Below are 25,670 nucleotides of genomic sequence, written 5' to 3' on the forward strand. Positions count from 1 at the left end.
TTCTCAAGGAACGGACGCTTCCTTTGTACTCACCCTCTCGGGCTTTCCTCCGGGCGCTTCCCTTCGGTCTTGCGTTTCCGACTCTATCAGATCTTCTTCCGATCCGATTTCCTCGGTGCTTTCCAGGTTCCCGCTCTCGCGTTTCCCTTTCCGGCGGTTCCGACTCTACCAGATCCTTTCGGCCCTGATTCCCAGTCAGAGGGGGTTGTCTTCGCGGCTGTTGGGCCGTTCCGACGTCTCAAACCTTAGCGGATCCTCCCGGCGATTCCCAATCGAGTCGTTCGAGTCGATCGAGACCGGCCGAGCCTCCGAATCGAATTGAATTCGGGCACGCCAAATTCAACCCCGTAAGGAGTGATCGATCTGCTGATTTGATTGCCGCTCGTGCGGCGGAGGTGCTGACGAAGAACCGTTACGGCTCTCCGACAACCCGAAGAACTCTACGGGCCCCCTAGGGGGCTGTCAAGTGTCCGCTGTCAAGGTCTTTTCGGCAGGTCTCAGTCGAGGTCGCTGAGGCGTCCGCCGGAGTCCGGCTGAGCGTGTTCCACCCGGCGAAGGAGCCTGGTCAGAACCTCGCCGAGCACGGTGCGCTCGACCGGTGACAGGTCCTGGAGCAGGTCCTCCTCGAAGACCGTCGCCAGGCGCATGGCCTCCAGCCACTTCTCGCGTCCCTCCGGTGTCAGCTCGACGATGACTCGGACCCGGTTGGCCTCGTCCCGCTCTCGGGTAACCAGCCCCTCCGTAACCATGCGGTCGATCCGGTGGGTCATCGCGGCCGGCGTCAGACCGAGTCGCTTCGCGATGTCGCTGGGGCCCATGCGGTAGGGGGCGCCGGAGAGGACGAGCTCCTTGAGGACCTCCCACTCGGCGTTGCTGATGCCGAGGGCGGCGGTCTGGCGGCCGTAGGCGACGTTCATACGGCGGTTCAGGCGGGAGAGCGCCGAGACGATCTGCTCGACCTGAGGATCGAGGTCCTGGAACTCGCGCTGGTAGGCGGCGATCTGCTCTTCGAGTGTCGGCTCACTGAGGCTGCCGGGGGTGTCGCCCATGGCCGAAGTATGGCACGGGGCCGCTTGGCATTGAAGTCCTTCGAGGTGTACTGTTTAGCTTCTAACTTTAGCTTCGAAGTCTTCAGTCCTAACTACTGAGGCATCCCAACTACTAGAGAGAGGTGAACGTGACCAGGGCGATGGGCGCAGCGATGCGCCGGATCCACGTGGGCAACGCACTCAGCGCGTTCGGGCTCGGTTTCACCGTCCCCTACCTGTACGTCTATGTGGCGCAGGTGCGGGGGCTCGGTGCTGTGACGGCGGGTCTCGTACTCGCCGTCTTCGCCGTGGCCGCGCTGATCGTGCTGCCGTTCGCCGGCCGGGCGATCGTGCGGCGCGGCCCTCTTCCGGTGCTGCTCGCCGCCCTGGTCACCGCCGCGCTGGGGTCGCTGAGCCTGGGGCTCGCCGGCAATGCGACGGCCGTACTGCTGTCGGCGGCGGCGCTCGGGGCCGGGCAGGCCGTGATGCAGCCGGCGCTCGCGACGATGATCGTGGACTGCTCGACGGCGGAGACGCGCTCACGGGCGTTCGCGACGCAGTTCTTTCTGCAGAACCTCGGGCTCGGCGTCGGTGGGCTGATAGGCGGGCATCTCGTCGATGCCACGCGCGTGTCGTCGTTCACGCTGTTGTTCGCGATCGAGGCGGCGATGTTCCTGCTGCTGGTCGTGGTGATGGCGACGGTGCGGACGCCGCACTCGCCGCGGATGGAGGACGCGCCCGCGGGGTCGGCGAAGGGGAGCTGGAAGCAGCTGCTCGGGAACCGGGCCATGGTGCAGCTGTGTGTGCTGGGGTTCGTGCTGTTCTTCGCCTGCTACGGGCAGTTCGAGTCGGGGCTGAGCGCGTACGGCGTGGAGGCGGCGGGGATATCGACGTCCGCGTTGGGCACCGCGCTGGCGGCGAACACGGCGATGATCGTCGTCGCGCAGTTCGCCGTGCTGAGGTTCGTCGAGCGGCGTCGGCGGTCCCGGGTGATCGCGTCCGTGGGGCTGATCTGGGCTGTGGCGTGGCTCGCGGCGGCGTACGCGGGGCTTGGGCACGGCAGCCAGGAGATGGCGACGGCGGCGTTCGTGTCGACGTACGCGCTGTTCGGTCTCGGGGAGGCCATGCTGTCGCCGACGGTGGCTCCGCTGGTGGCGGATCTGGCGCCGGCCGGGATGGCGGGGCAGTACAACTCGGCGTTCGCCCTGGTGAAGCAGTTGGCGTTGGCGGTGGGGCCTGCTGTGGGCGGGCCGATGGGGGCGTCGTTGCATGCGCCGTACGTGGTGACGTTCCTGCTGTTTTCGTTGGGGATCACTTGGCTGGCCCTGCGGCTCGGGCGGCAGCTGAGTGCGGTGCAGGATCAGCCGTGGGTGGCTCGGAGTCGCGTGGTCACCCGTGGTGGGGCCGGCGACGCACGGGTGTCCGCACCCACCAGCCCGTCCGGCGTTTGAGGACGAGGCCGTTCAGGCCGAAGTCTTCGACAGTACGAACTCGCACCACACCGCTTTTCCTCCTCCCGGGGTACGTCTCGACCCCCAGTTCGACGCGATCGTCGCCACGATGGCGATGCCTCTGCCGGACTCGTCGCCGGGTTCGGCGCGGCGGCGCCTTGGGAGGTGGTCGTCACCGTCGGTGACCTCGATGATCAGGCGGCGGTCGGTGCGGCGGAGGCGGAGGCGCATGGGCGGGGTGCCGTGCTGGAGGGAGTTGGCGACGAGTTCGCTGGCGGCCAGGACGCCGAGGTCGTGCAGCTCGGGTGGGAAGCGCCAGCTGGTGAGGACGCCGGAGGCGAACGCCCGCGCGCGTGGGGCCGCCTCCACTCCACCGAGGAGTTCCAGGGCCGCGTTGCGGAAGAGTTCGCTGTCGGGGCCCGTGCGGGCGGGGTGCTGGAGGACCAGGACGGCCACGTCGTCGTCGTGGTCGGCGGTGACCCCGGCCGTGCGGACCAGGCGGTCGCAGACCACCTGGGGGGTGCCGGTGGCTCCGGCCAGGGCGCGTCCCAGAGTGGCGATGCCCTCGTCGAGGTCCTCGTCCCTGCGTTCGACCAGACCATCCGTGTAGAGGACGGCCGTGGAGCCGGGGCTCAGCGGGATCGAGCCGGAGGCATGCATCCAGCCACCGGTGCCGAGGGGTGGGCCGGTGGGTTCGTCGGCGCGCTGGACCGTGCCGTTGGCGTCGCGGACCAGGATGGGCAGGTGGCCCGCGGAGGCGTACACCAGCCGGCCCTCGTTGGGGTCGTGGATGGCGTACACGCAGGTGGCGATCTGGTTGGCGTCGATCTCGGCGGCGAGACCGTCGAGGAGATTCAGGATCTCGTGCGGGGGAAGGTCGAGGCGGGCGTAGGCGCGGACGGCCGTGCGGAGCTGTCCCATGACCGCGGCGGCGCGAACGCCTCTGCCCATGACGTCGCCGATGACGAGGGCCGTGCGGCCGCCGCCGAGGGTGATCACGTCGTACCAGTCGCCGCCGACCGCGGCCTCGGTGCCGCCGGGCTGGTAGGTGGCCGCGATGCGCAGGTCGTCCGGCTGTTCGAGTTCCTGGGGGAGCAGGGAGCGCTGGAGGGTGACGGCTGTCTCGCGCTGACGGCGTTCGCTGGCGCGGAGGCGTTCGGCGGCCTCGGCGTGGTCGGTGACGTCGGTGGCGAAGACCAGTACCCCGCCCTCACTGTCGGCGGTGCCGGCGACGGGGGTGCAGGTGAAGGTGTAGGAGCGGCCGTCGGGGGCCTTGCGGGACTTGACCGTGCGGGGCTTGCCGCTGCGCAGGACCTGGTCGAGGAGCGGGAGCAGGCCCGGTTCCCGCAGCTCGGGGAGGGCGTCGCGGGCCGGTTCACCGAGGGGGCGTGCGCCGAAGGCCGTCACGTAGGCGTCGTTGACGTAGGCGAGGCGGTGGTCGGGGCCGTGGATCAGGGCGACGAGGGCCGGGACGCGGTCGAGGACCTCGCGGACCGGGAGTTCGTCGACGGCCCGTACAGGCGTTGCTTCATCGGTCAGTTGTTCGGCACGGGCCGCGGGCACTGAGCCCTCTCCCTGCCGTTCGGGGGAGGCGGGGTGCTCGGTCCGCGCTGCTGCGCGGCGCTGCGTTCCGGGGAGCCGGGCGCTCCAGCGCGTGAAGTTCACGAATCCTTGCCTCGTGTAGTCGTCGTCGGCCGGCTCCGGACCGGGCCAGGGCTCCGGTGACCGCACATTGTGGCAGCACCGGGGTATGCGGCACTGGGGAACAGCGTCGTGGGTTCGCGGGGTGGTGGGCGGGCGGCCCGCCCGGGCTCGGGGTCAGTCTGGCAGGGCGGCCGTCCGGGCCGACAGTCGTCAGACGCCGGGGCGGCCGGAGGAGTTCCTGGGTCAGGTCAGGACGACCCCTTCGGGTCGTCAGAAGGCTTTCCACCGGCCGCCAGTTCGAACTCCGCTCGAGGGTGTTCGAGTGATCCGAGCGAGACGATCTCCCTCTTGAAGAGCCCGGAGAGGGTCCATTCGGCGAGCACGCGCGCCTTGCGGTTGAAGGTCGGCACCCTGCTGAGGTGGTAGGCGCGGTGCATGAACCAGGCGGGGTAGCCCTTGAGCTTGCGCCCGTAGACCTGGGCGACACCCTGGTGGAAGCCGAGGGAGGCGACGGAGCCGGCGTACTTGTGGGCGTACGTCTCCAGGGGTTCGCCGCGCAGGGAGTGGACGATGTTGTCGCCGAGGACCCTGGACTGGCGCAGGGCGTGCTGCGCGTTGGGGGCGGTCTTCTTGCCGGGTTCGTCGGCGGTGACGTCGGGGACGGCGGCGGCGTCGCCCGCGGCCCACGCGTGCGTGGTGCCCTCGACGGACAGCTCGGCGGTGCATTTCAGCCGTCCGCGCTCGGTGCGGGGCAGGTCGGTGGCGGCGAGGACCGGGTGGGGTTTGACGCCGGCGGTCCACACGACCGTACGGGTCGGGAAGCGGGCGCCGTCACTGAGGACGGCGACGCGGTCCGCGCACGATTCCAGCCGGGTGTTCAGGCGTACGTCGATGTTGCGGCGGCGCAGTTCGGTGACGGTGTAGCGGCCCATCTCCTCGCCGACCTCCGGCAGGATGCGGTCGGAGGCCTCGACGAGGATCCACTTCATGTCCTCGGGCTTGATGTTGTGGTAGTACCGCGCGGCGTAGCGGGCCATGTCCTCCAACTCGCCGAGTGCCTCCACTCCGGCGTAGCCGCCGCCGACGAAGACGAAGGTGAGGGCCGCGTCGCGGATCGCGGGGTCGCGGGTGGAGGAGGCGATGTCCATCTGCTCGATGACGTGGTTGCGCAGCCCGATGGCCTCCTCGACCGTCTTGAAGCCGATGGCGTGGTCGGCGAGGCCGGGGATGGGCAGCGTGCGCGAGACGGAGCCGGGCGCGAGGACGAGTTCGTCGTACGGCAGCTGGAGGGCGCCGGTGCCCTCCTCCTCGGTGGCGAGGGTGGTCACGGTCGCGGTGCGCTTGGCGTGGTCGACGGCGGTGGCCTCGCCGACGATGACCCGGCAGTGGGGCAGGACGCGGCGCAGCGGCACGACGACGTGGCGGGGGGAGATGGAGCCGGCGGCCGCCTCGGGGAGGAACGGCTGGTACGTCATGTACGGGTCGGGTGTGACCACGGTGATCTCCGCGTCGCCCCGGGCGAGTTCCTGTTTCAGTTTCCGCTGGAGCCGCAGGGCCGTGTACATCCCGACGTAGCCGCCGCCGACAACGAGAATGCGCGCACGTTCCTTCACCATCCCATGACGCACCCAGCGTCGGCGTTTGTCCACAGCCCCGACAATGTGTGTGACCTCGGGTCTGGTGTGCGCAGGGTTGGCCGAATCACAAGCGTACGGGGCAGGTGTGCAGGTCAGAGGGGGTGCACTGGAGGGCGGGAAGGGGATCAATCGGGACGTATGCCACCCGTACTCCGATCGAGGGGCGCTCCGTGCGGAACGTGCCCCTTCTGAATTGACTCCCTCTCAACTATGTTCGTGTGTCGACGGGGTGTAGGGGGATGGCTCGTCGAGTTCGCGACGGGCGGACTCGGGAAGCGGGTCGGTTCCGCATGCTCCGGGCATTCAATGGCGGGGAGAGTCTCCGGGGGGAGACGTCATTACCGGGGGATCATTCATGCATATTCAGGACTCTCATTGGACATCCGCATCCGCCGTCGTATCGGGCGGTGGAGCGGTGATCAGCGCGGCGGCGCACAACGGACGCGGTGATGTACCGCGGACGACGCCGCTGCGCGTGGACGCACAGCGCAATCTGGAGCACGTGCTGCGTGCGGCGCGCGAGGTCTTCGGCGAGCTGGGGTACGGCGCGCCGATGGAGGACGTGGCGCGGCGCGCGCGGGTCGGCGTCGGCACGGTGTACCGGCGCTTTCCGAGCAAGGACGTCCTGGTGCGGCGGATAGCCGAGGAGGAGACCTCCCGGCTGACCGACCAGGCGCGTGCGGCGCTCGGGCAGGAGGACGAGCCGTGGTCGGCGCTGTCGCGCTTCCTGCGGACATCGGTGGCCTCGGGTGCCGGGCGGCTGCTGCCGCCGCAGGTGCTCAAGGTCGGTGTCTCCGACGACGGCACGGACGGTGCCCCGTTCGACGAGGCGCGGGTGCCGCAGCAGCGGACCCAGCCGGGCGGCGGGGAGCTGCGGCTGGTGCCGGAGGAGGGCACCGCGTCGTCGGTCGCGGCGGACGACGACACCGGGGCGGCGGCGCTGCTCGAGGTCGTGGGCCGGCTCGTGGAGCGGGCGCGCGCGGCGGGTGAGCTGCGGGCCGACGTGTCGGTGTCCGACGTACTGCTGGTGATCGCGACGGCGGCGCCTTCGCTGCCGGACGCGGCCCAGCAGGCGGCGGCCTCGGCGCGACTGCTGGACATCCTGCTGGAGGGACTGCGGTCGCGGCCGGCGTGAGGCATGGGTGCGTGGGTGCCGCGGTACCCACGCACCAACCAACTCCAGCTGTCTCAAGAACAGTTGAGCCTTCCCCGTACGAGTGAGTCCTAGTACTGGCGCTCGAAAAGTCCCCACGGACGAGTGGATGGTCGTACGGCGGGGTCCTGAACAAAAGCCCATATGGCACTCTGGCCCGGTGTTCGGGACTGGTTGGTCTGGCGGCGGGGGCTTTCCGCGATGAGCGTGCACGGGCGGGACGAGTCACTCGATGACGGTGACGCGGAGGTCGGCGGCCTGACCACACCACAGGTGCCGAGTCAGGGAAGACGGACGCTGCCGTCGTCCGACGCCGAGCTGATCGGCCGGATGCGCTCGGGCGACGACACGGCGTACGAGGAGCTGTACCGGCGCCACGCGGACGCCGTGCGCCGGTACGCGCGCACCTGCTGCCGTGACGCCCACACCGCCGACGACCTCACCGCCGAGGTCTTCGCCCGCGTGCTCCAGGCCGTACGCGGCGGCGCGGGCCCCGAACACGCCGTGCGTGCCTATCTGCTCACCTCCGTCCGGCGCGTCGCCGCCCACTGGACGCGGTCGGCGCGGCGCGAGCAGCTCGTCGACGACTTCGCGGTGTTCGCCACGCACGCGGCACGGTCCTCGCAGGCGTCCGACGACGACAAGCTCGGCCTGGGCGCCGACGTGCGCGCGATGCACGAGGCCGAGCAGTCGATGGCCATGCGGGCCTTCCGCTCGCTGCCCGAACGCTGGCAGGCGGTGCTGTGGCACACCGAGGTCGAGGACGAGTCGCCGAGTGAGGTCGCGGTGCTGTTCGGCCTCGACGCCAACGGCACGCGCGTGCTCGCCAGCCGTGCCCGCGAGGGCCTCAAGCAGGCCTATCTCCAGGCCCACGTCAGCACCACCCTCACCGGCGACGAGGAGTGCGCCCGCTACGCCGACCAGCTCGGCACCTACGCCCGGCGCAGGCTGCGCACCCGTGCCGAGCGGGGGCTGCGCAAGCACCTGGAGGAGTGCGCCAGGTGCCGACTGGCCGCCCTGCAGATCGAGGAGGTCGCCGGCAGCATCCCCGCCGTCGTGCCGCTCGCGGTCATCGGCTGGTTCGGTGCCGCCGGGTACGCCAAGGCGCTCGGGCTCATCGCGGGTGGTGCCGGGGTGGGTGCCGCGGGCGTCGCGGGTGCGGCCGGCGTGGCGGGCGGCGGCTCGTCGGGTGGGGCGAGCGTCGGTGGTGGCGCGCTGGCCGCGGAGGGCGTGGGTGCGCCGGTGAAGGCCGGTATCGCGGCCGGTGTGGTGGCCGTCGCGACGACTGCGGTGGCCCTCGCGATCATCGGCGACCACAGCCCGGCCGCCAGACAGCCGGTGGCCCAGCCGCCCGCGTCCGCGCCCGCCGTCAGACCCCAGCCCCAGCCGCAGCCGCCGACGCCCTCCTCCACGCCCTCGCCCTCGCCTTCGCCCTCGAAGCAGCAGGCGCAGCAGCAGGCGCAGCCGCAGCCCGTGGTGCTGGCGCAGAGCCCGACGCCGACGCCCTTCCGCACTCCGGGGCAGAGGCCCGCGCCCACCCCGACGTCCACACCCACTCCGAAGCCCGAGCCGAAACCGACTCCGCCCCCCAGCCCCACGCCGCGCCCGACGCCGACGCCGACCCCCACTCCCCCGCCCCCACAACCGCCCGCCCCGGTCGTCTACCAGTGGAGCGAGCTGTCGTACGACGTCACGGGCGACGGCACCAAGCCCGAGATGCGGCTCGGGGCGAGCAGTTGGGTCTGGCAGCGGTACGGACTGTCGATCGACGACCAGCGGTACGCGCGCGGTGTGACCGTCCACGGCGCGTCCTCCGTCACCGTCGACCTCAACCGTGCGTGTTCCTCCTACGACGCACTCGTAGGCGTCGACGACCTGACGCTGAAGCTCGGCAAGGTGTACTTCTCCGTCTACGCCGACGGGGTACGGCTGTGGAAGTCCGGCATGGTCAAGGGCGGGGACCCCGCCGTGCCCGTCCATGTGAACCTCGCCGGGCACCGGACCGTACGGCTGGTCGTCGAGCCGCACAGCGCCCCCTTCGACCCCGCGGCGCTCGCGGACTGGGCGGACGCGAGGTTCACCTGCTCGTAGCGCCGACGGGGTGCTCCCGCGCGGCCTCGGCGAGTTCGCGCAGGACGTCCTCCAGGGTGAGAGCCGCTCCCCGGGTGCACTCGGCCGCGACGCGCTCGGCGCCCAGCGCCTCAAGTGCGGCCGCCTCCGTCCGCTCGTACTCTGCGTGCACCGGCATGGGGCGCGGATGGCCGCCGCGCATCCGGTCGGCGGCCGCGTGCAGGCGCACCGCGCGCGGGAGGTCACCGAGCCGGGCCAGCAGTTGCGCCGCGCCGTCCACGATCGCGGACGTGATCGCCTCGGAACACCGGTCCGCCACCGCTTGCCGCAGCACGTCGGCGACCGGTCGCAGCACGTGCTCCGGGCCGCGCTCGGCCGCCGTGACGATCGCGTCGAGCAGGCCCAGCGCCGCGGTGAACTGGGGCGGCGGGGTGCCGCGCGCCGTCTCCGCGCGGGTCGCGTCGCACAACTCGCGTGCGAGGGCGGTGTCATCGTCGCCCAGCGCCATCTGGCAGCGCAGGAGCAGGACGAACGCCCGGGAGTCGACCACGCCGTAGCGATCGGCGGCCGCGCTCGCCTCGTCCAGCGCAGCCAGGGCGGCGGGGCGGTCGCCGGCTTGGTAGGCGATCTCGGCGAGCCGGGCGATGAGGAACGGCGACTCGGTGTACGCGCCGACCTCGTAGGCGAGCCGCAGCGCCTCCCGGTACTCCCGCTCCGCCTCATCGAAACGGCTGCGGGCCATGGCCGCCTCGCCTGCCGCGCTGCACACCTGGGCCCACATCCAGCGGTCGCCGACGCGTCGGCTGAGCATGCGCAGCTCGGCGAGGTCGTCGTCCACGCCGCGCATGCCGCCGGGCGAGTCCACGATCATGTGGGTCCGCATCATCAGGGTGGCGCCGATCGCCCAGTCGTCGCCGTGGGCACGGCAGTTGGCGACCGCCGCGTCGAGAACGGGCCGCACGTCCTCCGAGCCCCGCAGATAAAAGGCGGTCAGTGGCCAGGTCAGACCCGGCATCCGGGCCGCTTCCGGACCGCCCCGCTCATAGTGGGCGCGCACCCGGGCGACGTAGTCCGGGTGCAGCGGGTCTTCCGCGAGGTCCTTGGGAGGGGACTCCGACGTCAGGAAGAGGGACAGCAGCCGCAGGTCCATTCGCGTCTTGTGAAGCGGATGGGGTGCTTCTTCCTCGGAGGAGGCGAGGAACACGTCGACGGGGTCGAGGGCATCCCGCGGCAGTGGGCTTGCGCCGGTGTCCGGCGACACGCCCAGGCGGAGGATGCGGTCGATCCATTGCGTGCCCTCCTGGCGGTAGTTGCGCAGCCACCAGAACCAGCCCATGGCGAGGGCGAGGGCGGCGGACTCGGGCTCGTCGCCGGCGGCGAGGGACCGGTCGAGGGCGGCGCGGACGTTGTCCAGCTCGGTCTCCAAGCGGGAGATCCACGGGAGCTGCTCCGCCGACCGCAGCAGCGGCTCGGCCCGCTCCACCAGCGTGCGCACCCACGCGCGGTGGCGCCGCTCGGCCGCGGCGCGCAGCTCGGGGACCTCGGCCGCGCGCTCGGTGGCGTACTCGTGGATGGTCTCCAGCGTGCGGTAGCGCATGCCTTCGGCTCCGCCCCGGACGCAGGGGGTGGCCACCACCAGGGACTTGTCGACGAGGGCCCCGACGAGGTCGGCGGCCGGGCCGGTGCACACGGCCTCCGCCGCCTCCAGGTCCCAGCCGCCCGCGAACACGGACACCTCGCGCAGCACCGTCCGCTCCCGCTCGTCGAGCAGGTCCCAGGACCAGTCGACGACCGCGCGCAGGGTCTGCTGGCGGGGCAGAACCGTGCGGCTCCCGGAGGTGAGGAGGCGGAAGCGGTCGTCGAGGCGGTCGGCGATCTGGCGCGGGGTGAGCAGTCGCAGTCGGGCGGCCGCCAGCTCGATGGCGAGCGGCAGCCCGTCCAGGCGCCGGCAGATCTCCGCCACTGCCTCCTCGTCGTCACGGAGCACGGCGTCCGCGTCGGGACGGACGGCGGCCGCGCGCTCCGTGAAGAGGCGGTGCGCCTGGTCGGGGAGGAGGGGCTCGACCGGGCGGACCGACTCGCCGGGGACGCCCAGGGGTTCACGGCTGGTGGCGAGGACGGTGAGTCCCGGGCAGCGGGTCAGCAGGGTCTCGACGAGGGTGGCGGCCGCGTCGATGACATGTTCGCAGTTGTCAAGGATCAGGAGTGGGCTGCGCAGGGCGCAGTACTCGACGAGCAGGGCGACCGGGTCGTCCTGCGAGGTTCCCAGGTCGTTGGCCAGCAGCACGGTCTCGCGCAGACCGAGCGCGCTGACCACCGCGCCTGGCACCGCCTCCGGCCGGTCGAGCGGTGCGAGCTCGGCCAGCCAAGCCTGCGGGAGGCCGGCGGCGGCCTCCTCGGCGAGGCGGGTCTTCCCTGAGCCGCCCGGTCCGGTGAGGGTGACGAGACGGGTCCTGTGCAATTCGGAACGGATGGCGTCGAGCTCGGGTTCCCGGCCCACGAAAGAGGTAAGACGCGGACGGATGTTGCCGCCGGGTTCCGGGGGTCGGGGGGCGAGGGACTGTGCCGGCCGCGGGGGTGTGGTCGCCGGGGGTGGTGTCGACGCGCTGAGCAACTCCACGTGCAGGGCTCGGAGTTCCGGGCCCGGGTCGGTGCCGAGGCCGTCGGCCAGAGCGCGGCGGGCGGTCTCGTAGGCGGCGAGGGCTTCGGCCTTGCGGCCCGTGTCGCGCAGGGCGCGGATGAGGAGGGCGTACAGCGGTTCGTCGTAGGGGTGCGTCGCGGCGAGTTCCGTCAGCCGCGGTACGACGTCCTGGGCGTGGCCGAGTCGCAGCTCCGCCTCGGCGTGCGTGCGGGTCGCCTCCAGGCGGAGGGCGTCGGGACGGGTTGCGGCGGTGCGGTCGGGGAGGTCGGCGAGGGCGGGGCCGCGCCACAGGGCGAGGGCTTCGGCGAGGGTACGGGCGGCGGTGGGGGCGTCGGTGTGGTCGCGCAGGGCGGTGGTGCCCTCGCGGACCAGGCGCTCGAAGACGAAGAGGTCGACGTCGTCCGGGGTGGCGGCGAGACGGTAGCCGCCTGGCTCCGAGGTGACGGAGTCCTTGCCGAGGGTGCGGCGGAGGCGGCCGATGAGGGCTTGGAGGGCGGCTGGGGCGTCCTGGGGTGGGGCGTCGGCCCAGATCTCGTCGATGAGGGTTTCGGGGGTGGTGGGGCGGTTGGGGCGTAGGGCCAGGGCGGTGAGGAGGGCGCGGAGACGGGGGCCGGGGAGGGGGAGGGCTTTGCCCTGGGTGTCCTGGGCCTGGGTGACGCCCAGGATTCTGTACCGCATCGGGTCATTGTCGCTGGGGTGTTGGGGGCGGGGCACGGGGTTTCGTGGGCCGGCGTTTTGTGTGCCGGGTTTCGTGGGCCGGGGTTTCGAAGGGCACCCGGTGCTGGGGGTGGGGCACGGGGGTTTCGACCCGGTGCTGGGGGTGGGGCACGGGGTTTCGAAGGGCACCCGGTGCTGTGGCTGGGGCGGGGTGGGTCGCGCAGCCCGGCGCTTGCGGGGTGCCGCCCGCGCCCACCCGTGCCGCCCCAGCGGCACGACTGCCCGCGGACCAACGGCGTTCTCAACCGCCGGAGGCCAGCGCCCCCCGCTGGGGTGAGATGCCTGCCGGTACCGCACGCGTGCGTGCCGGGGTGCCTGTCCAGCAGGTGCCTCGGCGGGAGAGGAGGCGGCGGAGCCAGAGTTCGAGGGAGACGAGGTCCGCGAGGCCGTCGAGGGGGAGGGGTTCGCCCTGGGCGGCGGAGCGCAGGGCCTTGCGGACGACGCGGGCCTCGACCAGGCCCGCCTCGGCCAGGAGGGGGGTGTCGAAGAGCGCGATGAGGGAGTCCGCGGCGACGCGCAGGCCGGTACGGGCGGCGGCCGCCGCCGACGCGTGGGACGGGGTGCCCCAGCCCGGCGGGAGGTCGGCCACGCCGGCGCCCTCCAGCACCGTACGGAGGATCGCCGACCGCGCGCCCGGCTGCACCCGCAGCGTCTCGGGGAGTTCGCGGCAGGCCCGTACGACCTGGTTGTCGAGGAAGGGCGCGTGCAGTCGCTGGGAGCGGATCTCTGCGGCCTGCTCCAGGATGCGGAGGTCCGCCGCGTGCCGGGCGAGGGCCGCACGCGCGCGGTAGTCGCCGGGCCGCTGCCCCGGGCCCACTCCGGAGCGGTGCGTCGCCCCCTGAAGGCGAACCGATACTTCGGCCAGTGCCTCTCCGGTCAGCCAGCGCGCCGCCGGCCCCGGTCTGGCCCAGGTGAGCGCCGCCAGGGACGCCCCCACCGCGCCTCCGGGCTCGTCGAGGCGGCGCTGCAGCAGCCGCTCGGCGAGGACCTCCACCCCCGTCCGGTACGGCGTACGGGCCAGCCGCCGGGCCGCGCCGTACACGCGCGCGGGGACCAGCACCGAGCCGTCCGCCCTGGCCAGCGCGGCGACCGGACGCACGAGGTGGCGCCGTTTGCGGTCCATCAGCAGGTCGGCGAGGCGCGCGGGGTGGGCGTCCAGGACCTGCCGGGCGCCGTAGCCCGTGAAGTGGTCGGCGCTGCCCGAGGCGAGACGCGCGCGGTGGCGGGCCGCCGTCACCAGGGAGGGGCCGGGCTCGTCGGTCAGCGGGGCGTCCAGGTCGGCGTAGGGCAGGGTCTCCTCGCCGCCCGCCACGACGACGTGGTGCAGGCGCGGGTTGGCCGCGAGGGTCCCCGCGCGTTCCACCTCGGCCTCGCGGCCGGGGACGGCCAGGTCGTTGAAGGTGACGGCCAGCAGGCGCTCGCCCGCGCCCGTGCCGTGGCCCAGGAGCGTGCCGGGTCTGCCGGGCAGGCCCGCCGCCAGCAGGGCCAGGGTGCCGGAGGCCGGGCCGCCGGAGAGGTCCGCGCCGATGCCCGGAACCGGCATCCCGCGCGCGGCACGCCGTTCGGCGGGGCCCATCCCGGGGACGGGCCCGGGGTCGATGTCGGGGACGTGCCGGGGTGCGGAGAGGCGGGCCCGTACGGCCTCGACGAGCGCGTCACGCACGGCGTCGACCGCGCGGTCCGGGTCGGCCGCGGGTGCCGCCACCGCGAGGGAGGCGACCGGCTCGTACCCGGCGACCTCACGCGCCCCGGCGCGCAGGATGAGCGCATGCCCCGGCGGAACGCGACGCACGCCGTCGTACGGGGTGGATTCCTGGAGGGCGGCCGGTACGTCGGGGGCGGCGAGGAGCGCGGCGAGGTGACCGAAGTCGAGGTTGGCCTCGATGAGGTCCGCGAGGGGCAGCGCGGCCGTCGCGTACGCCGTGCCGTCGGCCCAGGGGGTGTGGAACACCGGGCGTGCGCCCGCAAGATCGCCGCAGACGGTGATCCGGCGGCCCACCTGGACGACGGCCGTGTAGCTGCCCGGCCAGGCGGTCAGATGGCGAAGTGCCCCGCCGCGCGCGGCGAACAGGCCGATCCTCAGTTGCTCGTCCGTGGCCCCGCACAGGCCGAGGACGGCGATCCGGGTCTGGGCGTCGGCCGTCACGATGCGCACCTCGTCGGGGCGCCAGTCGCCGACCGCCCACAGCGGATCGGGGTCGCCCCACAGGAGTTGCGACCCCACCGGGTGCAGCGTCTCGCCGTCGAGCCCGGTGGCGCCGGCGGAGCCGGGCTCAAGGGCCCGCGCGGCGGTGCTGTTCCACCCCACCAACCACCGCATCGACGCCTCCACAGGCTGTGGACAACCAGTGCACCGCACGAACGGTTCACCATGCTGCCACGAAGAATGGCCCATAGAGGGGCGGCGGAGCCGCTTGTGATCCAGGAAGTGCCCGCCGGTCCGCACCGTCTCGCCAGCCTGAACGCCCAGGCGGGACCCGGTGACTTCGACTCGAATGCGCCCCCAGTACGCTCCCTGAAAACGCCCTTCGCGCCCTGAACTCCCATGGTGGGAGCGGTAATCCCATACGAAGGGTAGGGTCGCTTTTCAGCCAAATCGAGGGCGTGCGGCGACCGTCGGAACAGGAGCGCACACGCTCCGTACACGCCCTGTGCAACGCACGACGGGTGCGCAGCCCGGGAGGTGAGGCACACCTCCCGGACCGGTCCGCCGCCCGCGGGGATGTAGGCGGCGGTGTCCCCCAGCCCACTGGATCCAGTACAGCGGGCCGACCCACGCACGGCCCATGGAACCGCTCCCGCGGTGGCCGGAGAAGAGCGCACGGCCGGGCGCACAGCCACACACCGGGAGCACGTGGCAACAGTGTGTAGGTGAGTCCGTACTTCAGTACGGACCACAATCCCGCCATCCGGAAGAATGCCCCTTAACGCTTGGGATGCGGCGAACTACGCTGGGTTTACGAATGCCGCATGGTTATGCCAGCGCGGCAGCCGTCTGTGTCGAGGGGTGGCTCATGTCCAGGGAGCAACGCGGGCCGAACGAAAAACTCGGCGCCGTTCTCGCCCTCGCGGGAATCAGCAACGCGGGACTCGCGCGACGCGTCAACGATCTTGGCGCCCAACGCGGGTTGACGCTTCGCTACGACAAGACGTCGGTGGCGCGCTGGGTGTCGAAGGGCATGGTGCCGCAGGGCGCCGCCCCGCACCTCATCGCGGCCGCCATCGGCCAGAAGCTCGGCCGACCCGTGCCGCTCCACGAGATCGGCCTGGCGGACGCGGACCCCGCGCCCGAAGTGGGCCTCGCCTTCCCGCGCGACGTCGGACAGGCCGTGCGGTCGGCGACGGAGCTGTACCGGCTCGACCTCGCGGGGCGCCGCGCCGGCTCCGGCGGCATCTGGCAGTCGCTGGCCGGCTCGTTCGCGGTGAGCGCATACGCAACGCCCGCCTCACGGTGGCTGATAACCCCGGCCGACAGCTCGGTGGCGCGCGAGGTGAACCCCTCCGAGGGCTCCGGCGCACCGCTCAAAGTCGGCCACAGCGATGTGCAGAAGCTGCGGGAGGCCGCCGAGGACGCCAGGCGCTGGGACTCCAAGTACGGAGGCGGCGACTGGCGTTCGTCGATGGTGCCGGAGTGCCTGAGGGTCGAGGCGGCGCCCCTGCTGCTGGGCTCGTACTCCGACGAGGTCGGCCGGGCCCTGTTCGGGGCGAGCGCCGAACTCACCCGCCTCGCCGGGTGGATGGCCTTCGACACCGGCCAGCAGGAGGCCGCCCAGCGGTACTACATCCAGGCGCTGCGCCTGGCCCGCGCGGCCGCGGACGTCCCTCTCGGCGGGTATGTGCTCGCCTCCATGTCCCTCCAGGCCACCTACCGCGGCTTCGGCGACGAGGGCGTCGACCTGGCGCAGGCCGCCCTGGAGCGCAACCGGGGCCTGGCCACCGCCCGCACGATGAGCTTCTTCCGGCTGGTCGAGGCACGCGCGCACGCACGCGCGGGTGACGCCCCGGCGGCCGGCGCGGCGCTGAAGGCGTCCGAGGGCTGGCTGGAGCGCTCCCGCGAGGGCGACAACGACCCGTCGTGGCTGGGTTTCTACGGCTACGACCGGTTCGCCGCCGACGCCGCGGAGTGCTACCGCGACCTGAAGGCGCCGCGGCAGGTGCGGAGGTTCACGGAGCAGGCGCTGTCGAAGCCGACGGAGGAGTTCGTGCGGTCGCACGGGCTGCGGCTCGTCGTGTCTGCGGTGGCCGAGCTGGAGTCCGGCAATCTTGATGCGGCGTGTGAGCAGGGGGTGCGGGCGGTGGAGGTGGCCGGGCGGATCTCTTCGGCTCGGACCACGGAGTACGTGAAGGATCTTCTGCACCGGCTGGAGCCGTACGGTGACGAGCCGCGGGTGGTGGAGCTGCGGGAACGGGCTCGGCCTCTTCTCATGACTCCTGCGTAGAGCTGTTGTCTGCGCGTCTGCCGGGTCGCTGTGACCTGGTGGGTGCGGGTTGTCGCCGGCTCTCGCGCCCACGCGGCGGAGCCGCAGAATGTCACAGCCCCGCGCCCCTTTTCGGGGCGCTGCTCGCCTCCTGGGTTTGAAGGCATTGTCAGTGGCGCAGTGCACTATCGAAGTGGGAGGTGGTGCAGGTGCCGGTGGGTGCGTACGACTGCGATGTGCTGGTGATCGGTGGAGGGATCGTCGGGCTGTCGACGGCGTTCGCGATCACGCGTGCCGCGCCGGGTACACGCGTCACGGTACTGGAGAAGGAGCCGGGGCCGGCCCGGCACCAGACGGGGCGCAACAGCGGGGTCATCCACAGCGGGATCTACTACCGGCCGGGGTCCCTCAAGGCGCGGTACGCGGTGCGGGGCGCCACCGAGATGATCAAGTTCTGCGCGGAGTACGGCATCGCGCACGCCGTCACCGGCAAGCTGATCGTCGCGACCGAGCGGGAGGAGCTGCCCCGCCTGCACGCCCTCGTGCAGCGCGGCCGGGAGAACGGGATCCCGGTACGGGAGCTGGGCGCGGCGCAGATCGCGGAGTACGAGCCGGAGGTGCGCGGCCTCGCGGCGATCCATGTGGGGACGACCGGCGTGTGCGACTTCGTCGCGGTCGCCCGGCAGCTGGGCGAGGCGTCGGGGGCGGAGATCCGGTACGGCGCCCGGGTCGAGCGGATCGACCGGCGCCCGGACCGGGGAGTCGCGGTGCGGACCACGAGCGGGGACGTCGTACGGGGCCGGGTGCTGGTGAACTGCGCCGGGCTGTACTGCGACGAGGTCGCCCGGCTGACCGGGGACGAGCCCGGCGTGCGGATCGTGCCGTTCCGGGGGGAGTATTACGAGCTGGCGCGGCCGGAGCTGGTGCGGGGACTGGTGTATCCGGTGCCTGATCCGGCGTTCCCGTTCCTCGGGGTGCATCTCACGCGCGGGATCGACGGCGGCGTGCACGTCGGCCCCAACGCCGTGCCTGCGCTGGCGCGGGAGGGGTACGGATGGGGGGTCGTCCGCCCGGGCGAGGTCGCGACGACGGTCGCGTGGCCCGGAGCGTGGCGGATGGCGCGGCGGCACTGGCGGTACGGGGCGGGTGAGCTGCGGCGGTCGGTGTCGAAGGGGGCGTTCACGGAGGCGGTGCGAAGACTGCTGCCGGCGGTGGGGGAAGGCGACCTGGTGCGGACGGCGGCCGGGGTGCGGGCGCAGGCGGTGCTGCGGGACGGAGGGCTGGTGGACGACTTCCTGATCCGGGAGGGCGCGCGGGCCGTCCATGTCCTGAACGCGCCGTCCCCCGCGGCGACCGCCTCGCTGCCGATCGGGCGGGAGGTGGCCCGGCGGGCGCTGACCGTGCTGGGATCGGTGTAGCCCTCGCGGCCCGGCGCCGTCCCACCCCGAAGAACCCACAGAACCTTCCGTAAAATCGAGTGCACTGTGTCTGACTCCGTGAATACCCCCGAAGCCCCCCAGCCCGCCCCTGATGAGCAGCGCCCGCACCTCCCCGGTGTGTCCGTTCGGCACAGCCGGGCCAAAGGTGAGCCCCGTTTTCCGGACGGGCCCAGGGCCGATCCCGCCGGGTCGCACTTCGAGCGGCGGATCCGCAGTTTTCAGCCGCGCCGCAGCCGGGTGACCGCGGGGCAGGCGGACGCGTTGCAGCGGCTGTGGCCCAAGTGGGGGCTCGACATCGACGGGCGGCGGGGCATCGACCTGGGCGAGCTGTTCGGGAACGACAACCCCGTCGTGCTGGAGATCGGGTTCGGCATGGGTGAGGCCACCGCGCAGATGGCCGCCGCCGACCCGGAGACGAACGTCCTCGCCGTGGATGTCCACACCCCGGGTCAGGGGAACCTGCTCAACCTCGCCGACCAGGGCGGGCTGTCCAACGTCCGCGTCGGCAACGGCGACGCCATCATCCTGCTGCGCGAGATGCTCGCCCCGGACGCGCTGGACGGGCTGCGCGTCTACTTCCCCGACCCCTGGCCCAAGAAGCGCCACCACAAGCGGCGCCTGATCCAGCCCGAGTTCCTCAGTCTCGCCGCGACTCGGCTGAAGCCGGGGGCGGTCGTGCACTGCGCGACCGACTGGGAGCCGTACGCCGAGCAGATGCTCGAGGTGCTCACCGCGCACCCGGACTTCGAGAACACGCAGGCCGACGGCGGTTTCGCGCCACGTCCCGACTTCCGGCCACTGACCCGTTTCGAGGGCCAGGGACTGGACAAAGGTCATGTCGTGAACGATCTGCTCTTCCATCGCGTACAGCACCGCGAGCAGAAGGCGGCTCAGCGTTCCCACCCCAACCCGTAACAGCAGTCCCCCACCGCGCCTCCCGTCGGCGGCTGACGAACGCGCACCGTCGCGGGCGGCGTGCTCCCTCGTTAGGGTCGATGCCGTGGCCACCTGTCCCCCGTATCCGACGTATCCCAACGGCCCCGCCGGTGGGGGCGTGCTCACGCACGCGCACTGGTGGCAGCGGAAGTCGGTGCGCTACGGGGCTCTCATCACCCTCCTCGCCCTCTCCGGGCTCGTCATCCTCGCGCTCGTGCGCGAACAGACCGGCACGGAGGGGTTCCTGGTCGGACTCGGGCTCGCCGTGCTGCCCGTGCCGCTGCTCGTCGCGGCGTTCCGGTGGCTCGACCGGGTGGAGCCCGGGCCCTGGTACAACCTGCTGTTCTCCTTCGCCTGGGGCGCCTGCGCGGCCGCGCTGATAGCGATCGTGGCGAACAGTTTCGCGACGAGATGGATCGCCACGGCCACCGCCGATCCGACCGGCGCGGACACCCTCGGCGCGACCGTCATAGCCCCCGTCGTCGAGGAGTCGGCCAAGGCCGCCGCCGTCCTGCTCGTCTTTCTCTTCCGGCGGCGGGACTTCACCGGCATCGTCGACGGGGTCGTCATCGCCGGGATCACCGCGACCGGGTTCGCGTTCACCGAGAACATCCTCTACCTCGGCACGGCGTTCGGCACCGACCAGCTCACCGGCGACACCGGCATCGCCTCCGTGACCGCGGCGACGTTCTTCGTGCGCGTCATCATGTCGCCCTTCGCGCACCCCCTCTTCACCGTCCTGACCGGCATCGGCTTCGGTGCCGCCGCGCTCGCCGGGGACCGTCAGCACGTGCGGCGCGTGCTGCTGCCGCTGCTGGGACTGCTGCTGGCGATGGCCATGCACGCGCTCTGGAACGGCTCGTCGTCGTTCGGCGAGTACGGGTTCTTCGCGGTGTACGGGGCGTTCATGCTGCCCGCGTTCGGGCTGCTGACCTGGCTGGTCATCTGGACGCGGCAGCGGGAGCTGCGGACCGTGCGGGAGGAGCTGCCCGCGTACGCCTCCGCGGGGTGGCTGGCACCGGCCGAGCCGTTCGCCCTCGGCTCGATGCGGGCACGGCGGCTGGCCCGGGAGTACGCCCGGCGTCACCACGGCAGGCCCGCGGCGCAGGCGGTGGCCCAGTACGAGGCGTACGCGACGTCCCTGGCGTTCCTGCGGCGCCGGGGAAACCGTGGCAAGGCGGGGGCCGACTTCGCCGTACGGGAGGCGGAGTTGCTGCGGGAGCTGTGGGGCCGGCGGGACGTGGCGCGACCCGCGCTGGACCATGCGGCGCGGGTGGCTGCGCCGCCTGTGCCGGTGGTGGTGCCGCCTTGGCCGGTGTACGGGATGTACGGGGCGTACGGTGCCTACGGGCAGGGCTACGGGAGCGGGGCCGGGCCGGGGCATGGAGCTGGCCCGGGGCATGGGGCTGGCCCGGGGCATGGGGCTGGCCCGGGGCATGGGGCTGGCCCGGGGCATGGGGCTGGCCCGGGGCATGGAGCTGGCCCGGGGCATGGAGCTGGCCCGGGGCATGGAGCTGGCCCGGGGTATGAGGCCGTGCCGGGCTACGGATATCCGGCGGCGCCCTACCCCGCGTACAACCCTTACCGGTCGTAGCCGGAAAGGGTTCCCGGGAGTTCAGCACCGCCGGACACCGCCGGACACCGCCGACACCGCCGACACGGCGGTCACAGCGGACACGGCGGACACTGCCCGACCGCCGTCGCGCCTGACCGCCGTCGCGCCTGACCGCCATCGCGCCCGACCGCCATCGCGCCCGACCGCCATCGCGCCCGACCGCCATCGCGCCCGACCGCCATCGCGCCCGACCGCCATCGCGCCCGACCGCCGCCGCGCCCGACCGCCATCGCGCCCGACCGCCGCCGCGGCCGACGGGACTACGCCGACGCCTCCGTCAGCTTCGCCACCTCCGCCTCCGTCAGCTCCAGCTCCGCCACGCCCACCAGTGCCGGCAGTTGCTCGACCGTACGGGCGGAAGCGATGGGCGCCGCGACGGTCGGCTGGGCGGCGAGCCAGGCGAGGGCGACCGTGGCGACGGGGGCGTCGTGGGCCGCGGCGATCTCGTCGAGGGCGGTGAGGACCTTGATGCCACGCTCGGATTCGAGGTGCTTGGCGGCCTGGCCGGCACGCGCGCTGTCCACCGTCTTACCGGGGCGGTACTTGCCGGTGAGGAAGCCGGTGGCGAGCGCGAAGTACGGGACGGCGGCGAGGCCGGCGCGGGAGGCGAGGTCACGCAGCTCGCCCTCGTAGGTGTCGCGGGAGACGAGGTTGTAGTGGGGCTGGAGGGCGACGTACCGGGCGAGGCCCTCGCGGTCGGAGAACTCCAGGGACTCACGAAGGCGTTCGGGCGAGATGTTGGAGGCGGCGATGTGCCGCACCTTGCCCGCCCGCACCAGCTCGTCGAGGGCGCCGATGATCTCCTCGACGGGCACCTCGGGCCTGTCGAAGTGCGTGTAGTAGAGGTCGATGTAGTCGGTGTCCAGGCGGCGCAGGGAGGCGTCGGCGGCGGCCTTGATGTTGGCCGCGCTCAGGCCCTGGTACTCGGGGTGCTGGCCGACCTTGGTGGCGATGACGACGTCGGAGCGGCTGCCGCGGGCCTTGACCCACTTGCCGAGGACGGTCTCGGACTCGCCGCCCGAATTGCCCTCGGCCCACGCCGAGTAGGCGTCGGCGGTGTCGACGAAGTTGCCGCCGGCGGCCGTGTAGGCGTCAAGGACGTCGAAGGAGGTGGCCTCGTCGGCGGTCCAGCCGAAGACGTTGCCGCCGAGAGCGAGGGGGAAGACCTCAAGGTCGGAGGAGCCGAGCTTGCGCAGAGAAGAAGAAGTCATGCTGCACGTCAACGCCGTGACGGGAGGCGCGCATTCCGCGCCTCCCGTCAACAGCGTGTGAACATCCGGGAGACCTCACCGACTCCCGGACGACCTCAGGGGTTGATCCCCTTGCTGCGCAGCCAGGCCCCCGGGTCGATGCCCGAGCTGCTGCCGCCCGGGTGGACCTCCAGGTGGAGGTGGGCACCCGTGACGTTGCCGGTGGCGCCGACACGGCCGATGACGTCGCCCGTGGCGACCTTCTGGCCGACGCTGACGCTGATGGAGGACTGGTGCGCGAACCAGAGCTCCGTGCCGTCGTCGAGCGTGAGGATCGTGCGGTAGCCGTAGGAGCCGGCCCAGCCCGCCTCGGTGATGGTGCCGCTGTGGACCGCCTTGATGAGCGTGCCGGTGGGGGCGGCGAAGTCGAGGCCGGTGTGGTAGCCGGAGGACCAGTAGGAGCCGGCCTGACCGAAGGTCGAGGTGATGGTGTACGAGGAGGTCGGGAGCGTGTACTCCTTGGCCAGCTCGGCGAGGCGCTCGGCCTCGGCCTTGCGCTTGGCCTCCTCCTCCACCTTCTTCTTGGCGGCGGCGGCCTTGGCCTTGGCCTCCTGCTCCGCCTTGGCGGCGGCGTCCGAGGCGGCCTTGGCAGCGGCGGCCTCGGCGGCGGCCTGGGCCTTGCTCTCCATCTGGCCCTGCTGCGACTCGGCCTGGGCCATGATGCGGCTGCGCAGCGACTCACCGGCGTCGGCGGCGCTCTGGGTGGTGTCGTCGGTGCTCGTGCCGACGCTGCTGAGGGCGGCCGCGGCGTCCTCAGCGGCTTCCTTGTCGTCCGTCAGGAGCGAGCCGACGGAGGGCAGGTCGGGCATGGAGATGGAGACCGGCGGCTTGCCGGTGTTGGCGCTGGCCATGCCGCCCGCGCCGACGGCGGCGATGACGCCGACGCCCAGGACGGTGGAGCTGCGGGCGAGCCCGCCACGCTGCTTGGCGACGCGGTGCCGGCCACGTACCGGGCGAATGGACTCCGCGGTGGGGTTCCACTCCTCCCAGGGGCCCTCGTCGGTGCGGTAGTCGCCGTAGCCGAAGGTCTCGGTACTGCGGCGGCTCGGCGCGGGGGCCTCGGGGGCAGGCGGGTTGGACGCCACGAAGGCGTACTCCTTTCCTTCCGTGACGCCTACCGGGTTAGCTGACGGGTTCGGAGCGGGAAGGTCTCCTACGCGCGTATACCGGCCGTGAGTCCACGGCGGCATCCACGTGATTCACCCCAAGGTGGTGGTTCCCCGGTTCCCTTGCGGGATTCGGCGCGTGAGCACGGAGCCGTCTCTTGTGACGGCTGGGACGACCGCGCTGCGTTATCGAACGTTAATAGACACGGGGTCAGGTTTCCAAGCTGTTCCGCTTGATCATTAACATTTTTCGCCGTGGACTTACGGCCCATGAACGGCTAAAAACGGGCGAGTTGGCCGCGCGGCTGACCACATACGGTTTCTGACGTTACGTCAGTCGTTATGCGGAGCGGGGCGGATCCCTCACACCCTGTGACGACGGCCACCGGCGCCCCCAGAACACACCGATGGCCGGGATTCGTGAGAATCCCGGCCATCGGCCTTCAGTAGCGGGGACAGGATTTGAACCTGCGACCTCTGGGTTATGAGCCCAGCGAGCTACCGAGCTGCTCCACCCCGCGTCGTTGACTCAAGTGTACGGCATCCGCGGGGTGCGAAGCACCACGGTTTCGCGGTGGGGTCCGAGGCGGTGTGATCACGCTTTCGAGGCGGCGTGATCGCGCTGGTGAGGCGGCCGATTCCGGTGACGGGATGCGGCTGACTCCGGTGACGGGATGCGGCTGACTCCGGTGACGGGTGGTCAGCCGAGCAGGTGGCCGTTGGGGGCCTTGGCCCGCTGCGCGTACTCCGGCAGTACGACGACCTCGGCGCCGCCCGCCACCAGCACGCCCGTGCCGTCGGCGCCCTCGACGAAGGTGTCGGGCTCGCGCCAGGCCGTGACGACCCGCCGTACCCCCGCGTCGAGGACCAGCCGGGCGCAGGGGGCGGGCCGGGAGGCGCGGCGGGCGCACGGTTCGAGGCTGCTGTAGACGGTTGCGGACGCGAGCCTCGGGTCGGCCGGGTCGATCTTCGCGAGGGCCGCCTCCTCCGCGTGCACGACAAGATCCCCGCCCTCCCGGGAATGCCCTCGCGCCAGTTCCGTCCCGTCGGCCGCCACGACCACCGCGCCCACACTGAACGCGGTCTCCGACGGCGGACACAGCGCCGCGAGCTCGCAGGCGAGGGCGAGCCAGTGCCGGTCGGCGGGGGACACCGACCCGGCGCTGCCGGGTGCCGTCGGTTCGTAGCGCATCAGCACGACGTCCTCGATGCGCCGTGTCTCGACGAGCCGCAGCCGACCGCCCTGGTAGGCGCCCGGCCCGAACAGTCGAGGTGCCTCGGGGTCGCCCACGAAGAGGGGCGCGAGGACGAGCTGGAGTTCGTCGGCGAGTTCCTGCTGGAGCAGCTGGGTGTGGATGGTTCCGCCGCCCTCGACCATGAGCCGCCGTACGCCACGTACGTCGTGGAGGTGCTCCAGGAGCCCGCGCCAGTCGAGCTCGCCGCCCAGCCCCACGACGTCGGCGTCGATGCCGCCCCGCCGGGCCCGTTCGGCGCCCTTGTCCGTCGTATAGAGGACCTTCTCCCCGCCCGTGTGCCAGAACTGCGCCGCCGGGTCCAGCTCACCCGAGCCGCTGACCGTGACCTTGAGCGGGAACGCGGGCTTCCCCGCGGCGACCCGGGCCGCGCGCCGCTCGGGCGAGTTCACCAGCAGCCGGGGGTTGTCCGCGCGGATCGTGCCGGCGCCGATCAGGATGGCGTCGACGGAGGCCCGTACCTCGTCGACCCGGTCGAAGTCGGCCGGGCTGGAGAGCAGGAGCCGCTCGGGGCCGGTGTCGTCGAGGTAGCCGTCGAGGGAGACCGCGGCGGACAGCAGGACGTAAGGGAGAGGCATCTACGCACTCCATCGTGGGACGGGAGCATCTGAGGACAGGGGTGCCGAGGACGGGAGCATCCGGGTCTTGGTTCAAGTTTGAAACAAACCTACACTGGTCGCATGACGACCCGCTGGCTCACCCCCGAGGAGCAGCGCGCCTGGCGCGCGTACATCGCCACCACCATGCTCCTGGAGGACGCGCTCGACCGGCAGCTCCAGCAGGAGGCCGGGATGCCGCACATCTACTACTCCATCCTGGCCACCCTGTCCGAGACACCGGAACACCGACTGCGCATGACCGATCTCGCCGAGCAGCTGAAGATCACCCGCAGCCGGCTGACGTACGCGGTGGCACGCCTGGAGAAGGACGGTCTGCTACGGCGCGAGGGGTGCACGTCGGACCGCCGCGGCAGCCTCGCGGCGCTGACCGACGAGGGACTCGCGGTGCTGGAGCGGGCGGCGCCGGGGCACGTGGAGACGGTTCGCGCCCACCTCTTCGATCACCTCAGCCCCGAGCAGGTGGCGCAGCTGGAGGAGATCTTCACGGGGATCACGAAGGGACTCATGGGGGACGGGCCGGGGGACGGCCAGGGGGACCTGCCGTGGCTGCGGCGTTCATCCACAGGGTGTGCAGGAACGGGATGACCCGGCGGGGCAACGGCGTTAAGCCTGATGCGGGACAACGGCGTTGGGCCTGATGCGTGACGCATGAGGCGCGCGCCACAAACGTGTTGCTTCAAGTTTCAAGCAGG

The 25,670-nt window shown here is 72.1% G+C and carries 16 protein-coding genes, 1 tRNA gene and 1 riboswitch; of the genes, 8 read left to right on the forward strand and 9 right to left on the reverse strand.

Going from position 1 to position 25,670, the window contains the following annotated elements:
* Positions 1–497: 497 nt before the first annotated feature.
* Positions 498–1,049: a MarR family winged helix-turn-helix transcriptional regulator gene (locus ACFYWX_RS42750; protein WP_389430707.1), complete on the reverse strand. Its 552-nt coding sequence runs from the start codon at positions 1,047–1,049 to the stop codon at positions 498–500.
* A 152-nt stretch (positions 1,050–1,201) separates the two neighbouring features.
* Here ACFYWX_RS42750 and ACFYWX_RS42755 point away from each other — a divergent pair, with 152 nt between their 5' ends.
* Positions 1,202–2,479: an MFS transporter gene (locus ACFYWX_RS42755; protein ID WP_389430794.1), complete on the forward strand. Its 1,278-nt coding sequence runs from the start codon at positions 1,202–1,204 to the stop codon at positions 2,477–2,479.
* Between the two features lie 12 nt (positions 2,480–2,491).
* On the opposite strand, the gene ACFYWX_RS42760 is transcribed toward ACFYWX_RS42755, so the two are convergent.
* Positions 2,492–4,144: a SpoIIE family protein phosphatase gene (locus tag ACFYWX_RS42760; protein WP_389430709.1), complete on the reverse strand. Its 1,653-nt coding sequence runs from the start codon at positions 4,142–4,144 to the stop codon at positions 2,492–2,494.
* Positions 4,145–4,371: 227 nt separating this feature from the next.
* On the reverse strand, positions 4,372–5,739 hold the full coding sequence (locus tag ACFYWX_RS42765; RefSeq protein WP_389430710.1) for an NAD(P)/FAD-dependent oxidoreductase: 1,368 nt from the start codon (positions 5,737–5,739) through the stop codon (positions 4,372–4,374).
* 376 nt (positions 5,740–6,115) lie between these two features.
* On the opposite strand from ACFYWX_RS42765, the gene ACFYWX_RS42770 reads away from it, so the two are divergent.
* Positions 6,116–6,895, forward strand: a complete 780-nt coding sequence (locus ACFYWX_RS42770) for a TetR/AcrR family transcriptional regulator (RefSeq protein WP_389430711.1) — start codon at positions 6,116–6,118, stop codon at positions 6,893–6,895.
* Positions 6,896–7,114: 219 nt separating this feature from the next.
* Entirely contained in the window at positions 7,115–9,004 is a 1,890-nt protein-coding gene (locus ACFYWX_RS42775; RefSeq protein WP_389430713.1) for a sigma-70 family RNA polymerase sigma factor, read from the forward strand.
* On the opposite strand, the gene ACFYWX_RS42780 is transcribed toward ACFYWX_RS42775, so the two are convergent.
* Positions 8,991–12,302, reverse strand: a complete 3,312-nt coding sequence (locus ACFYWX_RS42780; RefSeq protein ID WP_389430714.1) for a BTAD domain-containing putative transcriptional regulator — start codon at positions 12,300–12,302, stop codon at positions 8,991–8,993. The genes ACFYWX_RS42775 and ACFYWX_RS42780 overlap by 14 nt on opposite strands.
* A gap of 280 nt (positions 12,303–12,582) precedes the next feature.
* Complete coding sequence (locus ACFYWX_RS42785) at positions 12,583–14,661, reverse strand: asparagine synthase-related protein (RefSeq protein ID WP_389430716.1); 2,079 nt, start codon at positions 14,659–14,661, stop codon at positions 12,583–12,585.
* A 694-nt stretch (positions 14,662–15,355) separates the two neighbouring features.
* Between ACFYWX_RS42785 and ACFYWX_RS42790 the strand changes: the two genes are divergently transcribed.
* The 4 genes from ACFYWX_RS42790 to ACFYWX_RS42805 all read left to right on the forward strand — a co-directional run bounded on the left by ACFYWX_RS42790 (position 15,356) and on the right by ACFYWX_RS42805 (position 20,728).
* Complete coding sequence (locus tag ACFYWX_RS42790) at positions 15,356–16,780, forward strand: MFS transporter (protein ID WP_389430718.1); 1,425 nt, start codon at positions 15,356–15,358, stop codon at positions 16,778–16,780.
* Between the two features lie 179 nt (positions 16,781–16,959).
* Positions 16,960–18,177: an L-2-hydroxyglutarate oxidase gene (lhgO, locus tag ACFYWX_RS42795; protein ID WP_389430719.1), complete on the forward strand. Its 1,218-nt coding sequence runs from the start codon at positions 16,960–16,962 to the stop codon at positions 18,175–18,177.
* A 66-nt stretch (positions 18,178–18,243) separates the two neighbouring features.
* Positions 18,244–19,113 carry a tRNA (guanosine(46)-N7)-methyltransferase TrmB gene (gene trmB / locus ACFYWX_RS42800; RefSeq protein WP_389430721.1) on the forward strand — a complete coding sequence of 290 codons (870 nt, stop codon included), beginning with the start codon at positions 18,244–18,246 and terminating at the stop codon, positions 19,111–19,113.
* A gap of 85 nt (positions 19,114–19,198) precedes the next feature.
* Positions 19,199–20,728, forward strand: coding sequence for a PrsW family intramembrane metalloprotease (locus tag ACFYWX_RS42805; RefSeq protein WP_389430723.1), 1,530 nt, complete (start codon positions 19,199–19,201; stop codon positions 20,726–20,728).
* A gap of 281 nt (positions 20,729–21,009) precedes the next feature.
* Here the strand turns inward: ACFYWX_RS42805 and ACFYWX_RS42810 are convergent, their stop codons facing one another.
* The 4 genes from ACFYWX_RS42810 to ACFYWX_RS42825 form a co-directional block, all read right to left on the reverse strand.
* The gene (locus ACFYWX_RS42810) at positions 21,010–21,960 is read right to left on the reverse strand and encodes an aldo/keto reductase (protein WP_389430724.1); all 951 of its coding nucleotides are present in this window, start codon (positions 21,958–21,960) and stop codon (positions 21,010–21,012) included.
* Positions 21,961–22,055: 95 nt separating this feature from the next.
* Complete coding sequence (locus ACFYWX_RS42815) at positions 22,056–23,084, reverse strand: M23 family metallopeptidase (protein WP_389430726.1); 1,029 nt, start codon at positions 23,082–23,084, stop codon at positions 22,056–22,058.
* An 11-nt stretch (positions 23,085–23,095) separates the two neighbouring features.
* Positions 23,096–23,253: riboswitch (cyclic di-AMP (ydaO/yuaA leader) on the reverse strand.
* 299 nt (positions 23,254–23,552) lie between these two features.
* Positions 23,553–23,626: transfer RNA gene (locus ACFYWX_RS42820), tRNA-Met, on the reverse strand.
* A gap of 179 nt (positions 23,627–23,805) precedes the next feature.
* Positions 23,806–24,936, reverse strand: a complete 1,131-nt coding sequence (locus ACFYWX_RS42825; RefSeq protein WP_389430727.1) for a dihydrofolate reductase family protein — start codon at positions 24,934–24,936, stop codon at positions 23,806–23,808.
* A gap of 102 nt (positions 24,937–25,038) precedes the next feature.
* Here ACFYWX_RS42825 and ACFYWX_RS42830 point away from each other — a divergent pair, with 102 nt between their 5' ends.
* A complete protein-coding gene (locus ACFYWX_RS42830; protein WP_389430729.1) occupies positions 25,039–25,563 on the forward strand; it encodes a MarR family winged helix-turn-helix transcriptional regulator in 525 nt (174 codons plus the stop codon).
* Positions 25,564–25,670: the final 107 nt, after the last annotated feature.

The organism is Streptomyces sp. NPDC002888, from assembly GCF_042888465.1.
Taxonomy (GTDB): domain Bacteria; phylum Actinomycetota; class Actinomycetes; order Streptomycetales; family Streptomycetaceae; genus Streptomyces.